Below are 18,718 nucleotides of genomic sequence, written 5' to 3' on the forward strand. Positions count from 1 at the left end.
ACCGGGACACGCGCGCCGTAGCGCCCCTGGCGCCTGGGGTCTCAGCCGCCGAGAGCCTCGCGGTGGAGCTCCTTGTAGCCGACATAACGCACGCCGTTCTCGCGAAGGCCAGCCTGCTCATCGGCACTCAGCTCGCGTCGAACCTTCGCGGGCACTCCCGCGACGAGCGAGCCGGGCGGGATCACGGTGCCTTCGAGCACGACGGCTCCCGCTGCGACCAGCGAACCCTTGCCGATGACCGCTCCGTTGAGCACGGTCGCGCTCATGCCGATGAGGCAGTCGTCCTCAATCGTGCATCCGTGCAGCATCGCCGCGTGTCCCACGCTGACGCCAGCACCGATCGACGCGGGTACTCCGGCGTCGCAGTGCACCGTCACGTTGTCCTGGAGGTTGCTGCCGGCGCCGAGCGTGATGGTGTCCACATCGGCCCGAAGCACCGTCCCATAGAAGACGCTCGACTGCTCGTGCAGCGTCACACGCCCAATGAGAGTCGCGTTGGGGGCGACCCATGCGGTGGCGGCGACGGTGGGCGAAACCCCGTCGATGGGAACGATCAGCGGCGACATGTCCATGGCAGTTAAACTAGTAGGCATCATGGCCACTTTTGGAAACCTCACCGACCGCCTCGCGGATACCTTCAAGAACCTCCGCAACAAGGGCAAGCTGAGCCCGGCGGATGTCGACGGCACCGTCCGCGAGATCCGTCGCGCCCTGCTCGAAGCGGATGTCGCGCTCGATGTCGTCAAGCAGTTCACCTCTGCCGTGCGCGAGCGGGCCCTCGGCGATGAGGTGAACAAGGCGCTCAACCCGGCCCAGCAGGTCGTCAAGGTCGTCAATGACGAGCTCGTGACGATCCTCGGCGGGGAGCAGCGGCGCCTGCAGTTCGCAAAGTCGGGTCCGACGGTCATCATGCTCGCGGGACTGCAGGGCGCCGGTAAGACGACGCTCGCGGGCAAGCTGGCGAAGTGGCTGGCGGGGGAGGGGCACGCCCCGCTCCTCGTCGCGGCTGACCTCCAGCGTCCGAATGCCGTCACCCAGCTCCAGGTGGTCGGCGAGCAGGCGGGCGTGCACGTCTTCGCACCGGAGCCCGGCAACGGTGTCGGCAACCCGGTGAAGGTTGCGAAGGCCGCGATCAAGTACGCCAACGACAAGGTGCACGATGTCGTCATCGTCGACACGGCCGGGCGTCTCGGCGTCGACGCCGAGATGATGAAGCAGGCCGCAGACATCCGGAAGGCCGTTGATCCGGACGAGGTGCTCTTCGTGATCGACGCCATGATCGGTCAGGACGCCGTCGCCACGGCGAAGGCGTTCCAGGAAGGTGTCGACTTCACGGGTGTCGTGTTGACGAAGCTCGATGGCGATGCCCGCGGTGGTGCTGCCCTTTCGGTCGCATCCGTCACCGGCCGTCCCATCATCTTCGCGAGCACCGGCGAGCGGCTCGAGGAGTTCGAGCCCTTCCACCCCGAGCGCATGGCGAGCCGGATCCTCGACCTCGGTGACATCCTCACGCTCATTGAGCAGGCGCAGAAGACCTTCGACGAGGAGGAGGCGAAGAAGGTTGCGGAGAAGTTCGCGACCGACAGCTTCACACTCGAGGACTTCCTCTCGCAGATGCAGCAGCTGAAGAAGATGGGCTCCATGAAGGGCCTGCTGGGCATGCTGCCCGGCGCGCGCGGCATGAAGGAGCAACTCGAGAACTTCGACGAGTCGGAGCTGACCCGAACGGAGGCGATCATCCAGTCGATGACGCCCGCCGAGCGCCGCAACCCCAAGCTCCTCAACGGCTCGCGTCGCCTGCGCATCGCGCGCGGTTCGGGCACGACCGTGACGGAGGTAAATGGCCTCGTGCAGCGCTTCGAGCAGGCCGCCAAGATGATGAAGACCGTGGCGAAGGGTGGCGTGCCGCAGATTCCGGGCATGGGTCCCATCCCCGGCGCTGGTTTCGGCGGCGGCAAGAAGAAGGGCAAGGCGCCGCAGAAGAAGTCTCGCTCGGGCAACCCCGCGAAGCGGGCGGCCGAGGAGAAGGCGCTGGCCGCTGGCAAGCCGGCGTCGAACGCTCCTGCAGGGTCGGGCTTCGGGCTCGGTGGAGGCAAGGCGGATGGCATGCCGAGCGAGGAAGAGCTGGCCGCACTGCAGAAGATGCTCGGGGGGCGCTGAGCGTTGCTCTAGTGTGGCTCCATGACTGATCAGGAGCTCCTCGCCGGATACATCGCGGTTGGTCGGCGGGCCATCGATGACTTCCTTGCGTTGCTTGAGCAGCTACCGAATGACGCTTGGAATTCCCCCACAGACTTGCCCGGCTGGGACGTCAAGGCGGTCGCGTCACACGTCGCACACCTGGAGTCGGTGTTGGCAGGCGACCCTGAACCGACCGTGGAACTCGGTGACCTCCCGCATCTGACGGCACCAACGGGTGACTACACGGAGCGCGGGGTAGTCGCGCGTCGTGATCACGCGCCGGCAGACATCATCCGGGAGATTCGCGAGTCGGCCGACGCACGGTTCGCCGCGCTCGAGGCGGATCCGCCGACGGATGCCTCAGCCAAGCCTGTGCTCGGTGTGCCCGGCCTCTCGTGGGACTGGCGCACCCTGCTGCGCAACCGCCCTCTCGACGTGTGGATGCACGAGCAGGACATCCGGCGTGCGGTCGGCCTACCGGGTGGCTTCGACACCGCGCCCGCCGAGCACACGGTACGGTACTTTGCGGAGAGCCTGGGCTTTGTCGTTGCGAAGCGAGGGAAGGCGACGGCCGGAACGTCGGTGGTCTTCGCGCTCAATGGGCTGCCGCCACTCGCGGTCGGCGTGGGGGAAAACGGTCGCGGGAGTGTCCTGCGCACCTTGCCCGAGCAGCCTGACGTGCGCATCGATTTCGACGCTGAGTCATTCATCGTCCTGGCAGGCGGGCGCCGGCCCGCGGACCCGCAGCGTGTGCGGGTGACGGGAGACGAGCAGTTAGCCGGACGCATCCTCGCCGGCATGACCGTGACCGGCTGAGCCCGCTGCCCTCACCTCGTGACCGGGGAGCGTCCTGTGGTGACCGCCCAGCCGCCAGGGGGACGCCGACGGTGGAGTTCGAGCGACTCGCTGTAGTGGGCCATGAGCTCGTCGCACAGCGAGGTCCAGGTCCGCGGCAGCACGCTCACCCGTCCCACCTCGGCGAAGGCCCGACGCTTCGCATCGTCGCCCACAAGGTCGGCCACGCGGTCGCGCAGCTCGTGCAGGTTGCCGGGCGCGTAGAGCCATCCGTTGCGGCTCGAGTCGACGAGGTCGACAGGTCCGCCGCGGCCGGTTGCGACCACGGGCACCCCGCTCGCCATGGCTTCCTGGATGGTCTGGCAAAAGGTCTCCAGCTCTCCCGGATGCACGAAGACGTCCAGGCTTGCGAGTGCCGTTGCGAGGCGGTTCCCGCCAAGGAATCCAGTGAAGTGCGCCGTCGGTATGAGGGCCTCCAGGCGTGCACGCAACGGCCCTGCTCCGACGATCACGAGCTTGGTGTGGGGAAGCGTGGTGATTACACGCAGGTCTTCCACCTGCTTCTCTGAGGCGAGCCTTCCGACGTAGCCGACGATCCGCTCGCCGTTCGGCGCCACGGCTCGACGCCAGGCCTCGTCTCGTCGTGTGGGCGAGAATCGCTCGGTGTCGACGCCTCGTCCCCAGCGGCGCACCCGAGTGACGCGGTGTTCTTTGAGCTGCTGTTCCGCGTAGCTCGACGGCGCCAAGGTGAGTGTGGCGCGTTGGTGGATGCGCTGCACCTGGCGCCAGAGGAGCGGCTCGGCACCGGGGAAGCCGTAGCGAGCGGCGTAGGCAGGGACATCCGTCTGGTAGACCGCGACGGTCGGGATGCCGAGCTGCTCCGCCGCGATGACTGCCTGCAAGCCGAGCACGAATGGCGAGGCGAGGTGCACGACATCGGGGCGGAAGCGTCGCAGCGACTTCGCGACTCGCGCGACGGTCACCGTCGCGATGCGGACGTTGCGGTAGCTCGGAAGTGCGAGCGCGGGCAGGCCCTCGACGTCGAAACCCGAGAGCTCGTGGGGCAACTCGCTGTCGTGCGGCGCGAGCACGAGCACGTCGTCCCCGCGGGCCGCGAGATGATCGATCACTCGCAGGAGCGAGTGTGTCACGCCGTTCATGTGCGGGAGGAAGGTTTCGGCGACGAGCGCGATTCTCATGCTCCGAGCCTCGGTACTGCGTGCGTCTGTGCGACTGCGTGCGGGTGGCCGCGGCGTGAACGCCACGTGAATCGCTCGCCCTGCATAGTCTGGAGACATGACAAGCACACGACCCATCCGCATCGGCGTCCAGCTCGCGCCACAGCACGCCCCCTACGAGCGAATCCGCGACGCCGCTGCGGAACTCGAGGAGCTGGGGGTCGACATCCTCTTCAACTGGGACCACTTCTTCCCGCTCTCGGGCGAGCCCGACGGGCTCCACTTCGAGTCCTGGACGATACTCGCGGCGCTCGCTGAGCAGACGACGCGAGTCGAGATCGGTGCACTCGTCAACTGCAACAGCTATCGCAACGCCAACCTGCAGGCCGACATGGCGCGCACGATCGACCACATCAGCGCCAAGGGCGGGGAGGGCCGCTTCATCTTCGGCACGGGTGCCGGGTGGTTCCAGCGGGACTACGACGAGTACGGCTACGACTTCGGCACTCCGGGCACACGGCTTGCGGCGCTTGCTCGCGACCTGCCCGTCATCCGGGCCCGCTGGGAGGAGCTCAATCCCCGTCCGACGCGGCGCATCCCGATTCTCATCGGGGGCGGCGGCGAGAAGAAGACGCTTCGCATCGTCGCGGAGCACGCGAACATCTGGCACAGCTTCTCGGATGCCCCGACCCTCGAACGCAAGCTCGGCATCCTCGCCCAGCACGGTAGCGACGTTGGCCGCGACACGAGCGAGATCGAGATCTCCACGGAGGTCAAGCGGCGCCCGATCGGCACGAGTGGTGGGTCTACGGGTGTGGGTGCCGCAGACGAGCTGGTCGAGCTCGGCGCGACCCTGTTCACGGTGGGCCTCTCCGGCCCGCACTACGACATCGATGCCGTCAAGGACTGGCTCGAATGGCGTGATGCTCACAACGCGCGACGCGGAACCGCCGCCAGCTGACGTCACCGGGGCGCTCACAGACACGGTGACGGGAGCGGCGGCACCCGCGGTGCGCAGTCTCCGCGAATCTCTGGCAGAATAGAGCGTTGAGCCCGCGTCATCCGACCCTCTAATCAGACGGCGCCGGGATCCATTAGACCTTTCTGGCCGAGTGTGCCCCCACGCTCACGGCTGTCAGTTCGCTCCCATATCTAGAAACACAGGAGAATTGTGGCTGTAAAGATTCGTTTGAAGCGCCTGGGCAAGATCCGGGCACCCTACTACCGCATCGTCGTCGCCGACTCGCGCACCAAGCGCGACGGCCGCGTGATCGAGGAGATCGGCAAGTACCACCCGACCGAGGAGCCCTCGTTCATCGAGGTCGACTCCGAGCGCGCGCAGTACTGGCTCAGCGTCGGCGCGCAGCCGACCGAGCAGGTTGCCGCGATCCTCAAGCTCACGGGCGACTGGGGCAAGTTCAAGGGCGACGCCAAGGCTGTCTCGACCGTCAAGGTCAAGGAGCCCAAGGAGGCGTTCGTCGCCGACGAGAAGAAGAAGCCCGTGCTCAAGCCCAAGAAGGCTGAGCCCAAGGCAGACGAGGCACCTGCCGAGTCCGAGGCTCCCGTCGAGGAGACCGCAGCTGAGGCCGTCGAGGCCGAGGCAACCGACGCAGACAAGGCCTGATCCTTGCTGGCTGCTGCTCTGGAACACCTCGTCAAGGGGATCGTCGATCACCCGGACGAGGTCGCAGTGGACGCCAGGAACACGCCACGTGGCGAGGTCCTCGAGGTGCGCGTGCACCCCGAGGACCTCGGCCGCGTGATCGGTCGTTCCGGTCGTACTGCCAAAGCCCTCCGCACTCTCGTCTCGGCGATCGCCGATGGCAAGAAGGTTCGTGTCGACGTGGTGGATACCGATTTCTAGAGAAGCTGGCCCCAACACGACCCAGCTTCGGGTCGGTCGCCTGACGAAGGCCCACGGCCTCAAGGGCGCAATCAAGCTTGAACTGTACACGGATGACCCGGCGCGTCGTTTCGTGCCGGGCGCCGTGTTCGCCCTCCAGGTGCCGACGACGTCGCCCTGGCATGGCAAGACCCTCGAGCTTGCCGAACTCCGCTGGTATAACACGCACCCGGTCGCCTTCTTCAAGGGAGTGCCGGACCGCACGACCGCGGAGTCCCTCCTCAAGGCCATCCTGTGGATCGACCAGGACCTCGAACAGGAGTCCGGCGAAGAGGATGCGTGGTTCGACCACCAACTGGTCGGACTCTCTGTCGTTCGCGACGGCGCCGTGATCGGTCGCATCGCGCGGGTCGAGCACATGCCCGCGCAAGACCTCCTGCACGTCGAGACCGAGTCCGGCGACGTGCTGGTGCCGTTCGTAAAGGCGATCGTGCCCAGCGTGGATATCGCGGCGGGCACCGTGACGGTGACGCCCCCGGCGGGCCTCTTCGAAGAGCTTCCCGACGACGAGCCTGCGCCCACACAGGACCGCCCCGAGGTGGCCTCGAGCGACGACGCCGCGGAGACCGAGTAGTCCTGAACTCGTTCAGACGTCGAGCCGGTACCCGCGCTTGACGACCGTCACCACGAGCCCCGGGGTTCCGAGGGCGCGCCGTAGGCGGCTCAGCGCCACCTCCATGACGTGATCGTCGTGCGTTCCCGGCAACGACGCGACAAGGTCTGAACGCGAGACGACAGCGCCAGGGACGGTTGCAAGGCGCCGTAGTAGTGCGAGGGGCGTCGGCGCGAGCATGGCGCTGGTGCCGCCGATTTCGGCCAGTTGTCCGCGCAGCACGAGCGTGCCGTGTGCCGTCGGGACCCGCATGACCCGTGCCGTCTCGAGGTGCTCGCAGAGCAGGCGGATGAGTGCTCCCATGCGGTAGCGCTCTGGCTGCACGACGCGGATGCCGGCGGCGAGGAGCGGCGCCGCCGTCACCGGACCGACCGCCGCAGCCAGGACGTCGGCGCGGAAGGCGGCGTGCACGCTGTCGAGCACTTCCATGCATTCAGCGGCAAGGAAGAGGGCATCGACGGCAGGTGCGCTCGTGAAGGTGACGGCATCAAGGGCCCTCGCGCAGATGGCTTCGACGAGACGCTGCACGCGTTCGTCGGCGCTCCCGAGGTGTGTCCAGCTGTAGGGCGCCACGGTCAGCACGGTGTGGCGTGCGCGAAGGCGTGCGAGCTGGAGTTCGTCAGTGTGCCCATGCAGCTGCACTGCGATCGTGAGGCCGTCGGGCAGCTCCTCGAGCGCCTTCGATACGAGCGACTGCGTGGTCTCCTCCTCACTCATCCCATCGTCGTCGAGACCGGCGGCACGGATGCCCCCGCGGGCCTTTGGGCCGCGCACCAGAATCCGGGCACGGCCGAGCGCGAGGAGGAGTTCGTCGCCCAGGCCCGCGGCATCCGTCACCTCGAACCAGCGCCGGACTCCGTACCCGGTCGTCGCGAGGAGCGCGTCTGGCTGCGCCGCGATGATCGCGCGCGTGTCGGCGAGTACCGGTCCGTCGGCTGGGTCGTGCGTCACCCGCAGTGTCGGTGCATGCGTGACGCTTGCCCCGCGGCGCTCGAAGGCGTCGATCAGGTCGTCGCTTCGCCGGTGGGAGGTGACGCCGATGCGAAAACCCGCGAGCTGATCGTGCCGAAACCCGGGGACGCCCTGGCCGATCGTGTCTGGGGACACGGCAGGCGGGTCGAGGGTGACGTCCGGAGTCACAGCCCCTCCGTCATGAGCTCGGCTGAATGGATGACTCCGGCCGCGACGAGGTCGCCCGAATCAGCCAGTCGCACGACCTCACCGACGACCAGCACTGCGGGCGCAGCGACGCCGGCGCGGGTGGCATCCGTCACCACCTCGGCGAGGTTCGAGATCGTCGTCTTCTGCCCATTGCTGTAGCCACGCTCGATGATCGCCACGGGGAGGTTTGCAGCAGCACCGTGGCGTCGAAGTCCCGCCGCGAGGTGGGGGAGTGTGCCCACGCCCATAAGGACGACGATGGTGCCACCGAGCGCCGCCAGATGCTGGAGTTCCTCTTCGCTGAGCGGCGCGTGACCGGAGACGACCGTGAACAGCTTGCTCACGCCCCGGTGGGTCAATGGGATGCCGGCAGCCGCGGGAACCGAGATCGCGCTCGTGACCCCCGGGATGACCTCGACAGGGATTCCGGCGGCCCGGCAGGCGATGACCTCCTCGCTGCCACGGCCGAAGACGTATGGGTCGCCGCCCTTCAGTCGCACGACGTGGCATCCGGCCCTCGCGTGGTCGACGAGGAGCAGCTCGATGCCCTTCTGACTCACGGGGTGGTGCCCGGGAAACTTGCCGACGTTGATCAGCAGGGCACGCGGAGCCAGCTCGCTGAGCCGCTCGTGGGGTGACAGCCTGTCGTAGAGCACGACGTCGGCGTCCGCGAGCGCGCGCAGCGCACCGACCGTCATGAGGTGCTCGGCCCCGGGCCCGCCGCCAACGAGCGTCACCCGGCCGGTCATGATCCGCTCCGCACCGGAATCGTGCTTCCCGCGAGCAAGACCGTCGCCGGGTCCGCGGCCTCCTCGGCCGTGGCTGGGCGCCACTGTTCGCGTTCCGCGACACGGGGGAACCCGACATCCGGAGCTTCCGGTGCGTTTACGAAACTGCGGAACCTGAGGAGCTTGTCGGGGTCCGCGAGGGTCGCCGCCCATTCGTCCTGGTAGGTGCCAACGTGACGTTCCATGGCCGATTCGAGCTCGGCGGCGAGGGCGAGCGAATCGTCGACGACCACATCGCGCACATGCTCGATGCCGCCGGGGAGTTCCTCCATCCACCTCGCCGTGCGCTGGAGCCGATCGGCCGTGCGGATGTAGTAGGTCAGGTAGCGGTCGATGTAGCGGACGAGCGTGTCATCGTCGAGGTCGGAGGCGAGCAGCTGGCCGTGGGTCGGCTGAAAGCCGCCGTTGCCACCGACGTACAGGTTCCAGCCCTGATCGGTCGCGATGACCCCCACGTCCTTGCCCCGTGCCTCTGCGCACTCACGGGCGCATCCCGAGACGCCGAACTTGAACTTGTGCGGCGCGCGGAGGCCGCGGTAGCGCAGCTCGAGGCGGATGGCCATGCCCACCGAGTCCTGCACGCCGAAACGACACCACGTCGACCCGACGCAGCTCTTGACGTTGCGAAGCGACTTGCCATAGGCCTGTCCCGACTCGAAGCCGGCATCGACGAGCCTCCTCCAGATGTCGGGAAGCTGGTCGAGCCGCGCACCGAACATGTCGATACGCTGGCCGCCCGTGATCTTCGTGTAGAGGTTGAAGTCGGCCGCCACCTGGGCGATGACGGCGAGCTTGGCGGGCGAGATCTCCCCGCCGGGGATGCGCGGCACGACCGAGTAGGTGCCGTCCTTCTGCATATTGGCGAGCGCCCGATCGTTCGTGTCCTGCAGGCCTCCACGGCCGGCGTCGAGGATGTGGCCGTTGAAGTGGCTGGCGAGCATGGATGCGATTGCTGGCTTGCAGACGTCGCATCCGTGGCCTTCGCCGAAGCGCGCAATGATGTCGTCGAAGGACGTCAGCTCGAGCACCCGGATGGAGTCGAAGAGCTCTTGGCGGCTCAGGGAGAAGTGCTCACACAGCGCTCGATCGACGGCGAGTCCCGCCTTCGTCAGCTCGCTCTCGAGCATCTTCTTGACGAGCGGAACGCAGGAGCCGCACTGCGTACCCGCACGGCTGCATGCCTTCAGTGCACCGAGTTCGGTGCAGCCCTCCTCATGGATGCCCGCGCGAACCGCACCGGCCGTGACCGCGTTACAGGAACACACAAGCGCGTCATCCGGAAGCTCAGCGCCGTCGGGAGCGGCGGCACCCGGCACCGAGAGATACGAGCCGGGGTCGGCGCTCAGTTGCGAACCGAGCAGGGGACGCAGCGAGGCGAATGGCTCGACGTTGCCCACGAAGACGCCGCCGAGGAGCGTGCGGGCATCGTTCGAGACGACAAGCTTCTGGTAGAGGCCGCGGGCGGGGTCGGCGTATACGACCTCGAGCGCGCCCGGCTGCTCGGCGCGCGTGTCGCCGAAGCTCGCGACATCCACCCCCGACAGCTTGAGCTTCGTGGCGTCGTCGACCGTCGTGAACTCGGCGGAGCCGCCCAGGAGACGGTCGGCGACGACCTCCGCCATCGCATTCGCCGGGGCCACGAGCCCGATGCAGCGACCCTCGAAGCAGGCCACCTCGCCGATGGCCCAGATGCGGGCATCCGAGGTCCTGCAGTCGCGCCCGATGATGACTCCACCGCGCTCGCCGAGGTCGAGTCCGGCAGCGCGAGCGAGCTCATCGCGCGGACGAATGCCGATCGCGAAGACGACGAGGTCGGCAGCAACACGGCTGTGGTTCGTGAACTCGACGGATGTCACGGCTCCCGCGTCATCCACATGCACCGCCGAAGGCAGTTTCGCCAGGTGCAGCTCGATGCCCTGTGATTCGATGATCCGCCCGAGCGACTGGCCGGCACCCTCGTCGAGCTGCGCGTTCATGAGCCAGCCGGCGGAGTTCACGACCGCAGCGTCCGCTCCGCGCCGCTGAAGGCCGCCAGCGGCTTCAAGACCGAGGAGGCCGCCGCCGGCGACAAGCACGCGCGGCCGTCGGCCCAAGTCGTTCGAAAGCCGGTGGACCTCGGCCATGAGCGCGTCGATGTCGTCGATGGTGCGGTAGACCCGCGCGTGCTCGGCTCCCTCAATGGGCGGGACAAGCGCGGATGAGCCGGTCGCGAGCACGAGTTCGTCCCACTCGATCACGTGGCCCGCCGCTGTCGTCACCGTGTGTGCGGCGCGGTCGATCGCCGTCACGCGGTCGCCCAGGCGAAGAGTGACGTTGGGCGCATCCCAGGGTGCGGTCGGGAGGGTGAGGTCGTCGCCGCCGTCGAGACGACGGCTGAGGGCGACCCGATCGTACGGAAGGTGGGGTTCTTCCGAGATGACGGTGACCTGCAGTGCGCCCGCGGTATCGCGGCTTGTGAGCGCCTCGGCCAAGCGGTGTGCCGCAGGGCCGCCGCCGATGATGACGAGGCGGCGCGGTGTGGGGGAGGGCCGGTGCTGGTCTCGTGTCATGGCGTGAGCCTATGGACGGGGTATTTCCGGGCGGTTTCCCCACCATGACCGCGGCGTGACCTTCCCTCCACAGTCCCGGGCCTGCACTGTGAGACAAGCTTCACGGGCGCGAAACATGCAGTGACGGGCGCGAAACACGGCGAGCCTAGGGTCGGTATCGCCCCGCGAGAGACTCGCAGGCTGACTCGCCAACGAGAACGGAACGGCCATGACCCTACTGGAATCGCCCCCGCGCCACGCACCTCGGCTCCTCTTCGCCCCGCAGTGGCACACCGTGTGTTCCGCTTCCGAGCTGGAATCCGGCTGGGCCGTGGCCGCGCTGGTCGGTGACCGGCAGGTGGCACTCGCCGTCGTGGGCGGTGAGGTCTTCGCCGTGAGCCATTTCGATCCGCTGAGCGGCGCTCCCGTCATGGCACGAGGCATCCTGGGATCGAGGTGGGTTGAGGGCGAGGGCCACCGGCCGACCATCACGTCGCCACTCCTCAAGCAGGTCTATGACCTCCGCACGGGGCGCTGCTACAGCGAACCGCACCTCTTCCTCGAGTGCTACCCGACGCGGGTCATCGACGGCATGGTCGAGGTGGGGGTACCGATGTGAACACGACGGATGTCGCGGCGCTCGCCGCCATCTCTCATGGCACCTCCTCGCCGCTGGGCCAGGCTGCCGTTGCAGCTCTCGTCGCGGCGGTCGGCCGGGCACTCGATGGTGTGCCGGTGCGCGGTGGCTTCGTCGACGTGCAGCAGCCGGATGTCCCACTCACGATCGCCAGCCTCGGACGCGAGCGGCCCGTCGTCGTGGTGCCGCTCCTCCTTTCTGCGGGCTACCACGTGCACGTCGATCTCGCGCAGGAGGTCGAGAGGTGGCCCCGCGCTGTGCTGACGGATGCCCTCGGCCCCGACCGCGACCTGGTCGACATCCTCGTCAGCCGGCTCCTCTCAGTCGGCCTGCGTGTCTCTGATCGCATCGTCCTCGCCTGTGCCGGGTCGAGTGACGAGCGTGCGCTCGACGACTGCCGCGAGGTGGCGCGGATGCTTTCTGCCTCCCTCGGGATGCCGGTGCGCGCAGCGTTCCTGTCGGCGGCATCCCCGACCGTTGCGGATGCAGTCGCGGCGGAACGCCGAGAATGGCCGTGCGACCGGGTCGTTGTGAGCACCTACCTGCTTGCGCCCGGCTACTTCGCGCATCTCGCGGCGACATCCTCTGCAGACGTGGTCGCGCCGCCACTTTTGCTCGCGCATGAGGAGCCGGACTCCCGCATCGTGCAGCTCGTACTCGATCGTTACGCCCTCGCCCCCATTGATGTGGAGGAGAGTGCCATGCCGGCGGTCGGCCTCGCCTGAGTCGCTGCATAGACTTTGCGAGTGCGCATCGACATTGTCACGATCTTTCCCGAGTTCTTCTCCGTGCTCGACGTCTCCCTGCTGGGCAAGGCGCGGCAGAGCGGCGTGATGACCCTGCAGGTGCACGACCTGCGAGATCACGCACACGACCGGCATCGCACGGTCGACGACACGCCCTACGGCGGGGGAGCCGGCATGGTCATGAAGCCGGAGCCTTGGGGCGAAGCGCTCGACAGCATCCTGGAGTCGTCTGATGCGCCGACCGTCATCTTCCCCTCACCGGCGGGCGAGGTGTTCACGCAGGCGACCGCGCGCGAGCTCGCGCAGCGCTCTCATCTGGTTTTCGGATGCGGTCGCTACGAGGGTATCGACCAGCGGGTCGTCGACTACACGGCGACCCGTGCGGAGGTGCGGCTCATCAGCCTCGGCGACTACGTGCTCAATGGTGGCGAGGTGGCGACGATGGCGATGATCGAGGCGATCGGCCGCCTGATCCCCGGGGTCATTGGCAACCCGGAGAGTCTCGTCGAGGAGAGCCACGAAGCTGGGCTACTCGAGTACCCGAGCTACACGAAGCCCGCGTCCTGGCGCGGACTCGACGTGCCTCCCGTGCTTCTCAGCGGCAACCATGCGGCGATCGCGGCGTGGCGTCACGAGCAGCAGGTGGAGCGCACCCGCCGCGTGCGGCCGGAACTATTGCCGCCTCCTTCTCTCGACTGACCCGCGTCAGAGGCTTCGCAGGCGCTCGAGCAGCGGCTCGGCAACCTCGGTGAGGAACTGCTCCTGGTAGCGATCGCCGACCTGCACGAGAGCGATGTCAGTGAACCCGGCGTCCATGAACGGGCGCACGCTCTCGGCGAGCTCATCGAGGTCGGGGCCGCACGCGATGGACTCCGCAACGTCGTCCGGTCGCACGAAGTTCGTCGCGGCGCTGAAACCGGCAGGCGTCGGAAGGTCAGCGTTCACCTTCCAACCCCCGGCGAACCACCGGAACTGCTCGTGTGCGAGCGCGACCCCGTCCTCGCGGTTGGGCGCCCAGCAGATGGGCACCTGCCCGATGACGCGAGCGCCGTCTCCTGCATTCGCCGCGTCGCGCCACGACGAGACGAGGTCTCCGTCTGGTTCGGTCGTGATCATGTGGTCAGAAAGGGGCGCGAACCGCGCGATCGACTTCGCGCCGGAGACGGCGATGCCGATGGGGACGCCCTCGTCGGGCAGGTCCCAGATCCTTCCAGAGTCCACCCTGAAGTACTCGCCCTGCCACGTCACGAGGTCGCCCGTGTGAAGCTCCCGGATGATCATGACGGCCTCTTCGAGCATGTCGTGCCGGGCATCCACCATGGGCCATCCCTCGCCGACGACGTGCTCGTTGAGGTTCTCGCCAGCGCCGAGCCCGAGGATGAATCGGCCTTCCGACAGCAACTGCATGGTCGCCGCCTTCTGCGCAACGACGGCGGGGTGGTACCGGATGCTCGGGCATGTCACATACGTCGCCAGGTCCACCCGCGTGGTCGCCTGGGCCACGGCGCCCAGCACCGACCATGCGTAGGGCGAATGGCCCTGCTCGGTCAGCCAGGGGGAGTAGTGGTCACTCGAGACCTCGAAGTCGAAGCCTGCCTGCTCAGCAGCGACCGCGTACGAGACGAGTTCACGGGGGCCGCTCTGTTCCGTCATGAGGGTGTAGCCGAAGCGCGTCATGTCTCGACTCTCCCGCGGCTTGCCGTGGTACCGACAAATCCCCAGCGAACACGAAGACTTACGGTCGCCCGTCGGGGGTGGAACGCGGTGCGCTCTCGGCGAAACGGCCGGACGCGCTTCAGTGGGAGTCGTACTCTGGAGGCATGGTCTTCCGGCGCGGTATCTACTTCGCCCTCCGATGGGCGCCTGTCGTGCTGCCCACCTGGTTCGTCGTCGTCTCCTGGATCTGGCACTGGCAGGACATCGGCGGCGTCATTGCGCCGCTCTTCTTTGGGCTCCTGATCGCGGCAGCGCTTGCGGTCGTCTTCTTCCTCACCTGGATCCGCAAGGACGTGCGGCTTGACCAGGCGGTCTCGTGGGTCGACGTCGGCGTGCTTGGCACCTGGCTCCTGCTGATCGTCGCGTCCCCGTTTCCGATCCCCGTCCCCATGTTGCTCTTCGTGCTCATCGTGGGCGTCATCGCGTTCTGGTCCGCGGTCGTGCAATGGGTGCTGGAGACGCGTCGCCGCGTGAAGGCGGTGGTGGATGAGTTCAGCGATGCCGCAGCATCCGCGCGGGAGTTCCAGGCCACGCGAGTCACGGTTCCGGGCCGCCCCACTCCGGATGCGCCGCTCCGCGGGCATGTCATCCGCCTTGACCCGCCGGTGCAGCGCGAGGGCGATTAGCGCCAGCCCCAGCGCTGTGGCAGAATGAGTGTTTGTGCCTGCGCACGACCCTGCCACAGGGGGGTCTGCAATGTCTCGGCACCATCCCACTTTCTGCAGTACTGAGAACGCGGTCGACCTGTGGCGGTCGCAGAGAGCGAATCACCATGAACATTCTCGACGCCGTCGACGCGGCTTCACTCCGCTCCGACATCCCGGAGTTCCGCGCCGGTGACACCGTCAAGGTGCACGTCAACATCATCGAGGGCAACCGCTCGCGTATCCAGATCTTCCAGGGCGTCGTCATCGGCCGCCAAGGTGAGGGTGTGCGCGAGACGTTCACGGTTCGCAAGGTGAGCTTCCAGGTCGGCGTCGAGCGTACCTTCCCGGTGCACTCGCCCGTCATCGACCACATCGAGATCGTGACGCGCGGTGACGTCCGCCGCGCCAAGCTCTACTACCTGCGCGACCTTCGCGGCAAGAAGGCCAAGATCAAGGAGAAGCGCGAAAGCTGATTCATCGCTTCGCGCGACGCACGTGAAGAACGTGTCCACCTGAGCTCCCCGCCACGTAAACTGGCGGGGAGCTCAGGGGTTTAATGTCAGAAAATTCTTCGCCGGCGGATGCTGCTGCGACAACTGCTTCGGGCCGCCGACGTCGCGGCGCCTTGCTGTTCCTTCGTGACCTCCTGGTCATCTTCGTCGCCGCCGTGCTCATCTCGGTCGTCATCAAGACGTTCCTTGTGCGGTCGTTCTACATTCCGTCCTCCTCGATGGAGGACACGCTCCAGATCTACGACCGGATCATCGTCAACCAGCTCGTTCCCGACGTCGTCGAGCTCAACCGGGGCGACATCATCGTCTTCCAGGACCCGGGCGGATGGCTCGCACCATCGCCCCAGGAGGAACGCTCCCCGGTGGTCGAGGCGGTCGACTGGGTGCTCGCGGCCGTCGGCCTGAGCGCTCCCGACAGCAACGACCACCTCATCAAGCGAGTCATCGGACTCCCAGGCGACGAGGTTGCGTGCTGCAACACCTTCGGCCAGATGTCCGTCAATGGCATCCCGCTCGATGAGCCCTACCTGAAGCTTCCGGAGCGCGTAACGAAGGTCGCGAAAGATGACTTCGCCGTCACGGTTCCGGACGGCGCCCTGTGGGTGATGGGCGACAACCGCTACAACTCCTGCGACTCGCGCTGTAACGCCACGGGGCCGAGCAAGGGTTTCGTGCCGCTTGAAAATGTCGTGGGGCGCGCCATCGTGATCAGCTGGCCAACCGACCGCTGGGAGTGGCTCGACAACCACCCCGACGTTTTCGAAGGCGTCGACGAATCGCAAAGCACAGGCTGACATGACGGTCCCGACTCCAACTCTCACGATCGAGCGACGCCTGCAGCGGGCAGGCTCTCGCTTCGTCATCGGTGTGGACGAGGTCGGGCGCGGCGCGATCGCGGGCCCGGTCGGCGTCGGCATGTGCGTCGTGAGCGGCCGCATGTCGAAGATCCCTGAAGGCCTGCGCGACTCCAAGCTCCTGAGCGAGCGCCGCCGTGAGCAGCTCGCGCCCCTCGCGCAGTCTTGGGGCCTGCACAGCGCGGTAGGGCTCGCCTCGCCTGAGGAAGTCGACCGGCTGGGCATCACGGCGTGCCTCGGACTCGCAGGCGCCCGCGCGCTCGAGTCGCTCGATAACGCAGGGATTCCGCTCGCAGAGAGCACGATCATCCTGGACGGCCACTTCGACTGGCTCAGCCCGGCACTGGGCGGCAAGGCGCACGTCGTCACCCGGGTCAAGGCAGACCGGGACTGCGCGTCGGTCTCCGCAGCATCCGTCATCGCGAAGGTGCACCGCGACTCGCTCATGATCCAACACGATGAGCGCATCCCTGGCTACGGATGGCGCGGAAACAAGGGCTACGGCAGTGCGGCGCACTACGCCGCGATCACAGAACTCGGCCCGAGTGAGCTGCACCGGCACAGCTGGCTCAAGCCGCCGAGCCTCCTCGATGGATTGCTCGATGACAACGGGGCGGAAGCCGACGAACTTCGGGCCTCCTGAGCGCAACCCGGCAGCTCGGCGCGAACAGCGTAGGATTGAGCCGCTATGGAAGACGACGAGTTTGAGGACTACGACCGCGAGGTCGAGTTGGCCCTGTTCCGTGAGTACCGCGACGTGGTCTCGCAGTTCCGCTACGTCGTCGAGACCGAGCGTCGTTTCTACCTGGCCAACGAGGTCGAACTCGTACGCCAGGACACGGAGCACGACTTCTACTTCGAACTGACGATGAAAGACGTCTGGGTCTGGGACGTCTACCGGTCCGATCGCTTCGTCAAAGCAGTTCGCGTGCTGACCTTCAAAGACGTCAACGTCGAGGAACTCAACGCCAAGGAGTTGGAGCTGCCGAAGGAACTCGCGCTCGACGAGTAGCTTCTCACTGAAGCGCTACTCGCTGGCGTGTGGCCCTATTGGCCCGCCGAGCACGACGGCGTCGCCGCGGTCGATCCCGTGATTGAGTCCGGAAGCTCCACCTCAGGAGCCCCGGCAGGGGTGCCCGGCTCCACGGCTCCGGTTTCCGGGGTCGCCGGAGTGGTGGCCTCGGGCGATGTCGGGGCTGCACTCTCGTTCGGTTCAGGAGTGGTGACAACAGCATCCGGGTTCTGCACGGCGCCCTCGCCGAGGGAGCCCGTTAGGCGCACGGGCACATCATTGACGAGAGCATCGAAGAGCTCTTGGGCGTCGTCCTTCTTGAGCAGCACGCCACTCTGGCTGCCGCTGTTGCCGTAGTACGTCGGAAGCTGGGCGAAGGTGACGTTTTCGAGCGGGATGTCCTTCAGCGCAACGGCGATCGATGCGAGCGTTGACACATTCTGCAGGCTGTTCGACATCTCCATGTTCTGCACAGCCGCCTGCGCGAGCCCGTAGACCTTCACGGGGTCAGACAGCGTGTCGGCGCTCTTGATGGTGCGGGCCAGCGAGGAGAGGAAGACCTGCTGGTTGCTGATGCGGGCGAGGTCGCTGCCATCACCGACGCCGTAGCGCGAGCGGACGAACTGCAGGGCATCGAAACCGGAGAGGGTGTGCTCGCCTGCCGCGAGCGAGAAGTTGATCTGCTTGTCGTTGATGTCGCTCGCGACGCAGACGGGCACACCGCCGACCGCGTTGGACATCTGGATGACACCGTCGAACTCGATCATGCCGGCGAACGGGATCGTCAGGCCAGTGAGCTTCTCGACCGTCAGCACGGTGCAGGCGAGGCCGCCGTAGGTCAGGGTTGTGTTGATCTTCTGCGATGACATGGCAGGGTAACTGCCGCCGTCTCCCGCCGGGCAGGAGGGGATCGAGACGAACAGGTCTCGGGGAAAGCTGACGACAGTCGCGTGCGTGTGGTCTTCAGAGATGTGCAACAGGATCGTGACGTCGTTGAGGGTCTGGCCGCGCTCGCCATAGGCGGCATTCCCGCCTCCGCTGTCACTGCCGACCAGCAGCAGGTTCACACCGCCCTCGATGGCGCCGATCTCGGGCACCTGGTCCTCGCCGGCAAGCTCGATGCCCGGCTTGATCTGGTTCGTGATGTTCGCGACCGCCACGCCGGCCACCGCGAGCGTGCTCGTCAGGGTGACGGCGAGCGCAGCCCCGATCAGCTTCATGAGACCACGGCCAGTGCCGCGGTTCGGCAGCCGGCCGTGTCGCGCGACGGGCGAGGGGCCGGATGCGCGCCGGCGGCGGGTGGGAGGTTCGGGTTGCACAGCGGACGAGCCTAAACCGTGCTGCCTGTGTAGCAGATGTGCTTCCGTCAGTTCCTCCCCAGCCCGCCTCGTCGCCCTGCGCCCACGGATGAGGATGCACCCGAGACGCTTGGCGCGCCCGGACGGCC

The 18,718-nt window shown here is 67.1% G+C and carries 21 protein-coding genes; 14 read left to right on the plus strand and 7 right to left on the minus strand.

Annotated elements, in window-relative coordinates:
* Positions 1–41 precede the first annotated feature (41 nt).
* Entirely contained in the window at positions 42–566 is a 525-nt protein-coding gene (locus ACIQK7_RS09725; RefSeq protein WP_403025672.1) for a gamma carbonic anhydrase family protein, read from the minus strand.
* 28 nt (positions 567–594) lie between these two features.
* Between ACIQK7_RS09725 and ffh the strand changes: the two genes are divergently transcribed.
* Positions 595–2,160 (plus strand): signal recognition particle protein, encoded by a 1,566-nt coding sequence (gene ffh / locus ACIQK7_RS09730; protein WP_403024063.1) that lies wholly within the window; start codon positions 595–597, stop codon positions 2,158–2,160.
* Positions 2,161–2,181: 21 nt separating this feature from the next.
* Positions 2,182–2,997: a maleylpyruvate isomerase family mycothiol-dependent enzyme gene (locus ACIQK7_RS09735; protein WP_403024066.1), complete on the plus strand. Its 816-nt coding sequence runs from the start codon at positions 2,182–2,184 to the stop codon at positions 2,995–2,997.
* An 11-nt stretch (positions 2,998–3,008) separates the two neighbouring features.
* Here the strand turns inward: ACIQK7_RS09735 and ACIQK7_RS09740 are convergent, their stop codons facing one another.
* Positions 3,009–4,175: a glycosyltransferase family 4 protein gene (locus tag ACIQK7_RS09740; protein ID WP_403024069.1), complete on the minus strand. Its 1,167-nt coding sequence runs from the start codon at positions 4,173–4,175 to the stop codon at positions 3,009–3,011.
* A 97-nt stretch (positions 4,176–4,272) separates the two neighbouring features.
* On the opposite strand from ACIQK7_RS09740, the gene ACIQK7_RS09745 reads away from it, so the two are divergent.
* The 4 genes from ACIQK7_RS09745 (at position 4,273) to rimM (ending at position 6,631) form a co-directional block, all read left to right on the plus strand.
* Entirely contained in the window at positions 4,273–5,115 is an 843-nt protein-coding gene (locus tag ACIQK7_RS09745; RefSeq protein ID WP_403024072.1) for an LLM class F420-dependent oxidoreductase, read from the plus strand.
* A gap of 210 nt (positions 5,116–5,325) precedes the next feature.
* Entirely contained in the window at positions 5,326–5,778 is a 453-nt protein-coding gene (gene rpsP / locus ACIQK7_RS09750; RefSeq protein ID WP_403024075.1) for a 30S ribosomal protein S16, read from the plus strand.
* Positions 5,779–5,781: 3 nt separating this feature from the next.
* Positions 5,782–6,018 (plus strand): RNA-binding protein, encoded by a 237-nt coding sequence (locus ACIQK7_RS09755; RefSeq protein WP_147721615.1) that lies wholly within the window; start codon positions 5,782–5,784, stop codon positions 6,016–6,018.
* The gene (rimM, locus tag ACIQK7_RS09760) at positions 5,990–6,631 is read left to right on the plus strand and encodes a ribosome maturation factor RimM (RefSeq protein ID WP_403024079.1); all 642 of its coding nucleotides are present in this window, start codon (positions 5,990–5,992) and stop codon (positions 6,629–6,631) included. The genes ACIQK7_RS09755 and rimM overlap by 29 nt, the downstream gene beginning before the upstream one ends.
* A gap of 12 nt (positions 6,632–6,643) precedes the next feature.
* Here rimM and ACIQK7_RS09765 read toward each other — a convergent pair whose 3' ends face one another.
* From ACIQK7_RS09765 to nirB, 3 genes are read right to left on the minus strand one after another with little or no spacing between them, the layout of a single operon-like run.
* The gene (locus ACIQK7_RS09765; RefSeq protein WP_403024082.1) at positions 6,644–7,810 is read right to left on the minus strand and encodes a uroporphyrinogen-III synthase; all 1,167 of its coding nucleotides are present in this window, start codon (positions 7,808–7,810) and stop codon (positions 6,644–6,646) included.
* Positions 7,807–8,580: a uroporphyrinogen-III C-methyltransferase gene (gene cobA, locus ACIQK7_RS09770; RefSeq protein WP_403024084.1), complete on the minus strand. Its 774-nt coding sequence runs from the start codon at positions 8,578–8,580 to the stop codon at positions 7,807–7,809. The genes ACIQK7_RS09765 and cobA overlap by 4 nt, the downstream gene beginning before the upstream one ends.
* Positions 8,577–11,168 carry a nitrite reductase large subunit NirB gene (nirB, locus tag ACIQK7_RS09775; RefSeq protein WP_403024086.1) on the minus strand — a complete coding sequence of 864 codons (2,592 nt, stop codon included), beginning with the start codon at positions 11,166–11,168 and terminating at the stop codon, positions 8,577–8,579. Before nirB ends, cobA begins: the two co-directional genes overlap by 4 nt.
* Positions 11,169–11,376: 208 nt before the next feature.
* Between nirB and ACIQK7_RS09780 the strand changes: the two genes are divergently transcribed.
* The 3 genes from ACIQK7_RS09780 to trmD are packed head-to-tail and all read left to right on the plus strand — an operon-like array spanning position 11,377 to position 13,229.
* Positions 11,377–11,766 (plus strand): nitrite reductase (NAD(P)H) small subunit, encoded by a 390-nt coding sequence (locus tag ACIQK7_RS09780; protein ID WP_403024089.1) that lies wholly within the window; start codon positions 11,377–11,379, stop codon positions 11,764–11,766.
* Complete coding sequence (locus tag ACIQK7_RS09785; protein ID WP_403024091.1) at positions 11,763–12,509, plus strand: sirohydrochlorin chelatase; 747 nt, start codon at positions 11,763–11,765, stop codon at positions 12,507–12,509. Before ACIQK7_RS09780 ends, ACIQK7_RS09785 begins: the two co-directional genes overlap by 4 nt.
* Positions 12,510–12,530: 21 nt before the next feature.
* The gene (trmD, locus tag ACIQK7_RS09790; RefSeq protein ID WP_403024094.1) at positions 12,531–13,229 is read left to right on the plus strand and encodes a tRNA (guanosine(37)-N1)-methyltransferase TrmD; all 699 of its coding nucleotides are present in this window, start codon (positions 12,531–12,533) and stop codon (positions 13,227–13,229) included.
* Positions 13,230–13,235: 6 nt separating this feature from the next.
* Here trmD and ACIQK7_RS09795 read toward each other — a convergent pair whose 3' ends face one another.
* Positions 13,236–14,207, minus strand: a complete 972-nt coding sequence (locus ACIQK7_RS09795) for an LLM class F420-dependent oxidoreductase (protein WP_403024096.1) — start codon at positions 14,205–14,207, stop codon at positions 13,236–13,238.
* Between the two features lie 143 nt (positions 14,208–14,350).
* Between ACIQK7_RS09795 and ACIQK7_RS09800 the strand changes: the two genes are divergently transcribed.
* The 5 genes from ACIQK7_RS09800 (at position 14,351) to ACIQK7_RS09820 (ending at position 17,271) form a co-directional block, all read left to right on the plus strand.
* A complete protein-coding gene (locus ACIQK7_RS09800; protein WP_403024099.1) occupies positions 14,351–14,872 on the plus strand; it encodes a hypothetical protein in 522 nt (173 codons plus the stop codon).
* Between the two features lie 146 nt (positions 14,873–15,018).
* Entirely contained in the window at positions 15,019–15,366 is a 348-nt protein-coding gene (rplS, locus tag ACIQK7_RS09805; protein WP_403024102.1) for a 50S ribosomal protein L19, read from the plus strand.
* An 83-nt stretch (positions 15,367–15,449) separates the two neighbouring features.
* Positions 15,450–16,199: a signal peptidase I gene (gene lepB / locus ACIQK7_RS09810; protein WP_403024105.1), complete on the plus strand. Its 750-nt coding sequence runs from the start codon at positions 15,450–15,452 to the stop codon at positions 16,197–16,199.
* 1 nt (position 16,200) lies between these two features.
* Positions 16,201–16,902, plus strand: a complete 702-nt coding sequence (locus tag ACIQK7_RS09815) for a ribonuclease HII (protein ID WP_403024108.1) — start codon at positions 16,201–16,203, stop codon at positions 16,900–16,902.
* Between the two features lie 45 nt (positions 16,903–16,947).
* Positions 16,948–17,271 (plus strand): DUF2469 family protein, encoded by a 324-nt coding sequence (locus tag ACIQK7_RS09820; RefSeq protein ID WP_147721603.1) that lies wholly within the window; start codon positions 16,948–16,950, stop codon positions 17,269–17,271.
* Between the two features lie 35 nt (positions 17,272–17,306).
* On the opposite strand, the gene ACIQK7_RS09825 is transcribed toward ACIQK7_RS09820, so the two are convergent.
* Positions 17,307–18,590: an LCP family protein gene (locus ACIQK7_RS09825; RefSeq protein ID WP_403024111.1), complete on the minus strand. Its 1,284-nt coding sequence runs from the start codon at positions 18,588–18,590 to the stop codon at positions 17,307–17,309.
* Positions 18,591–18,718: the final 128 nt, after the last annotated feature.

Origin of the sequence: Salinibacterium sp. GXW1014, from assembly GCF_044769865.1 — a bacterium.
Taxonomy (GTDB): Bacteria; Actinomycetota; Actinomycetes; order Actinomycetales; family Microbacteriaceae; genus Homoserinimonas.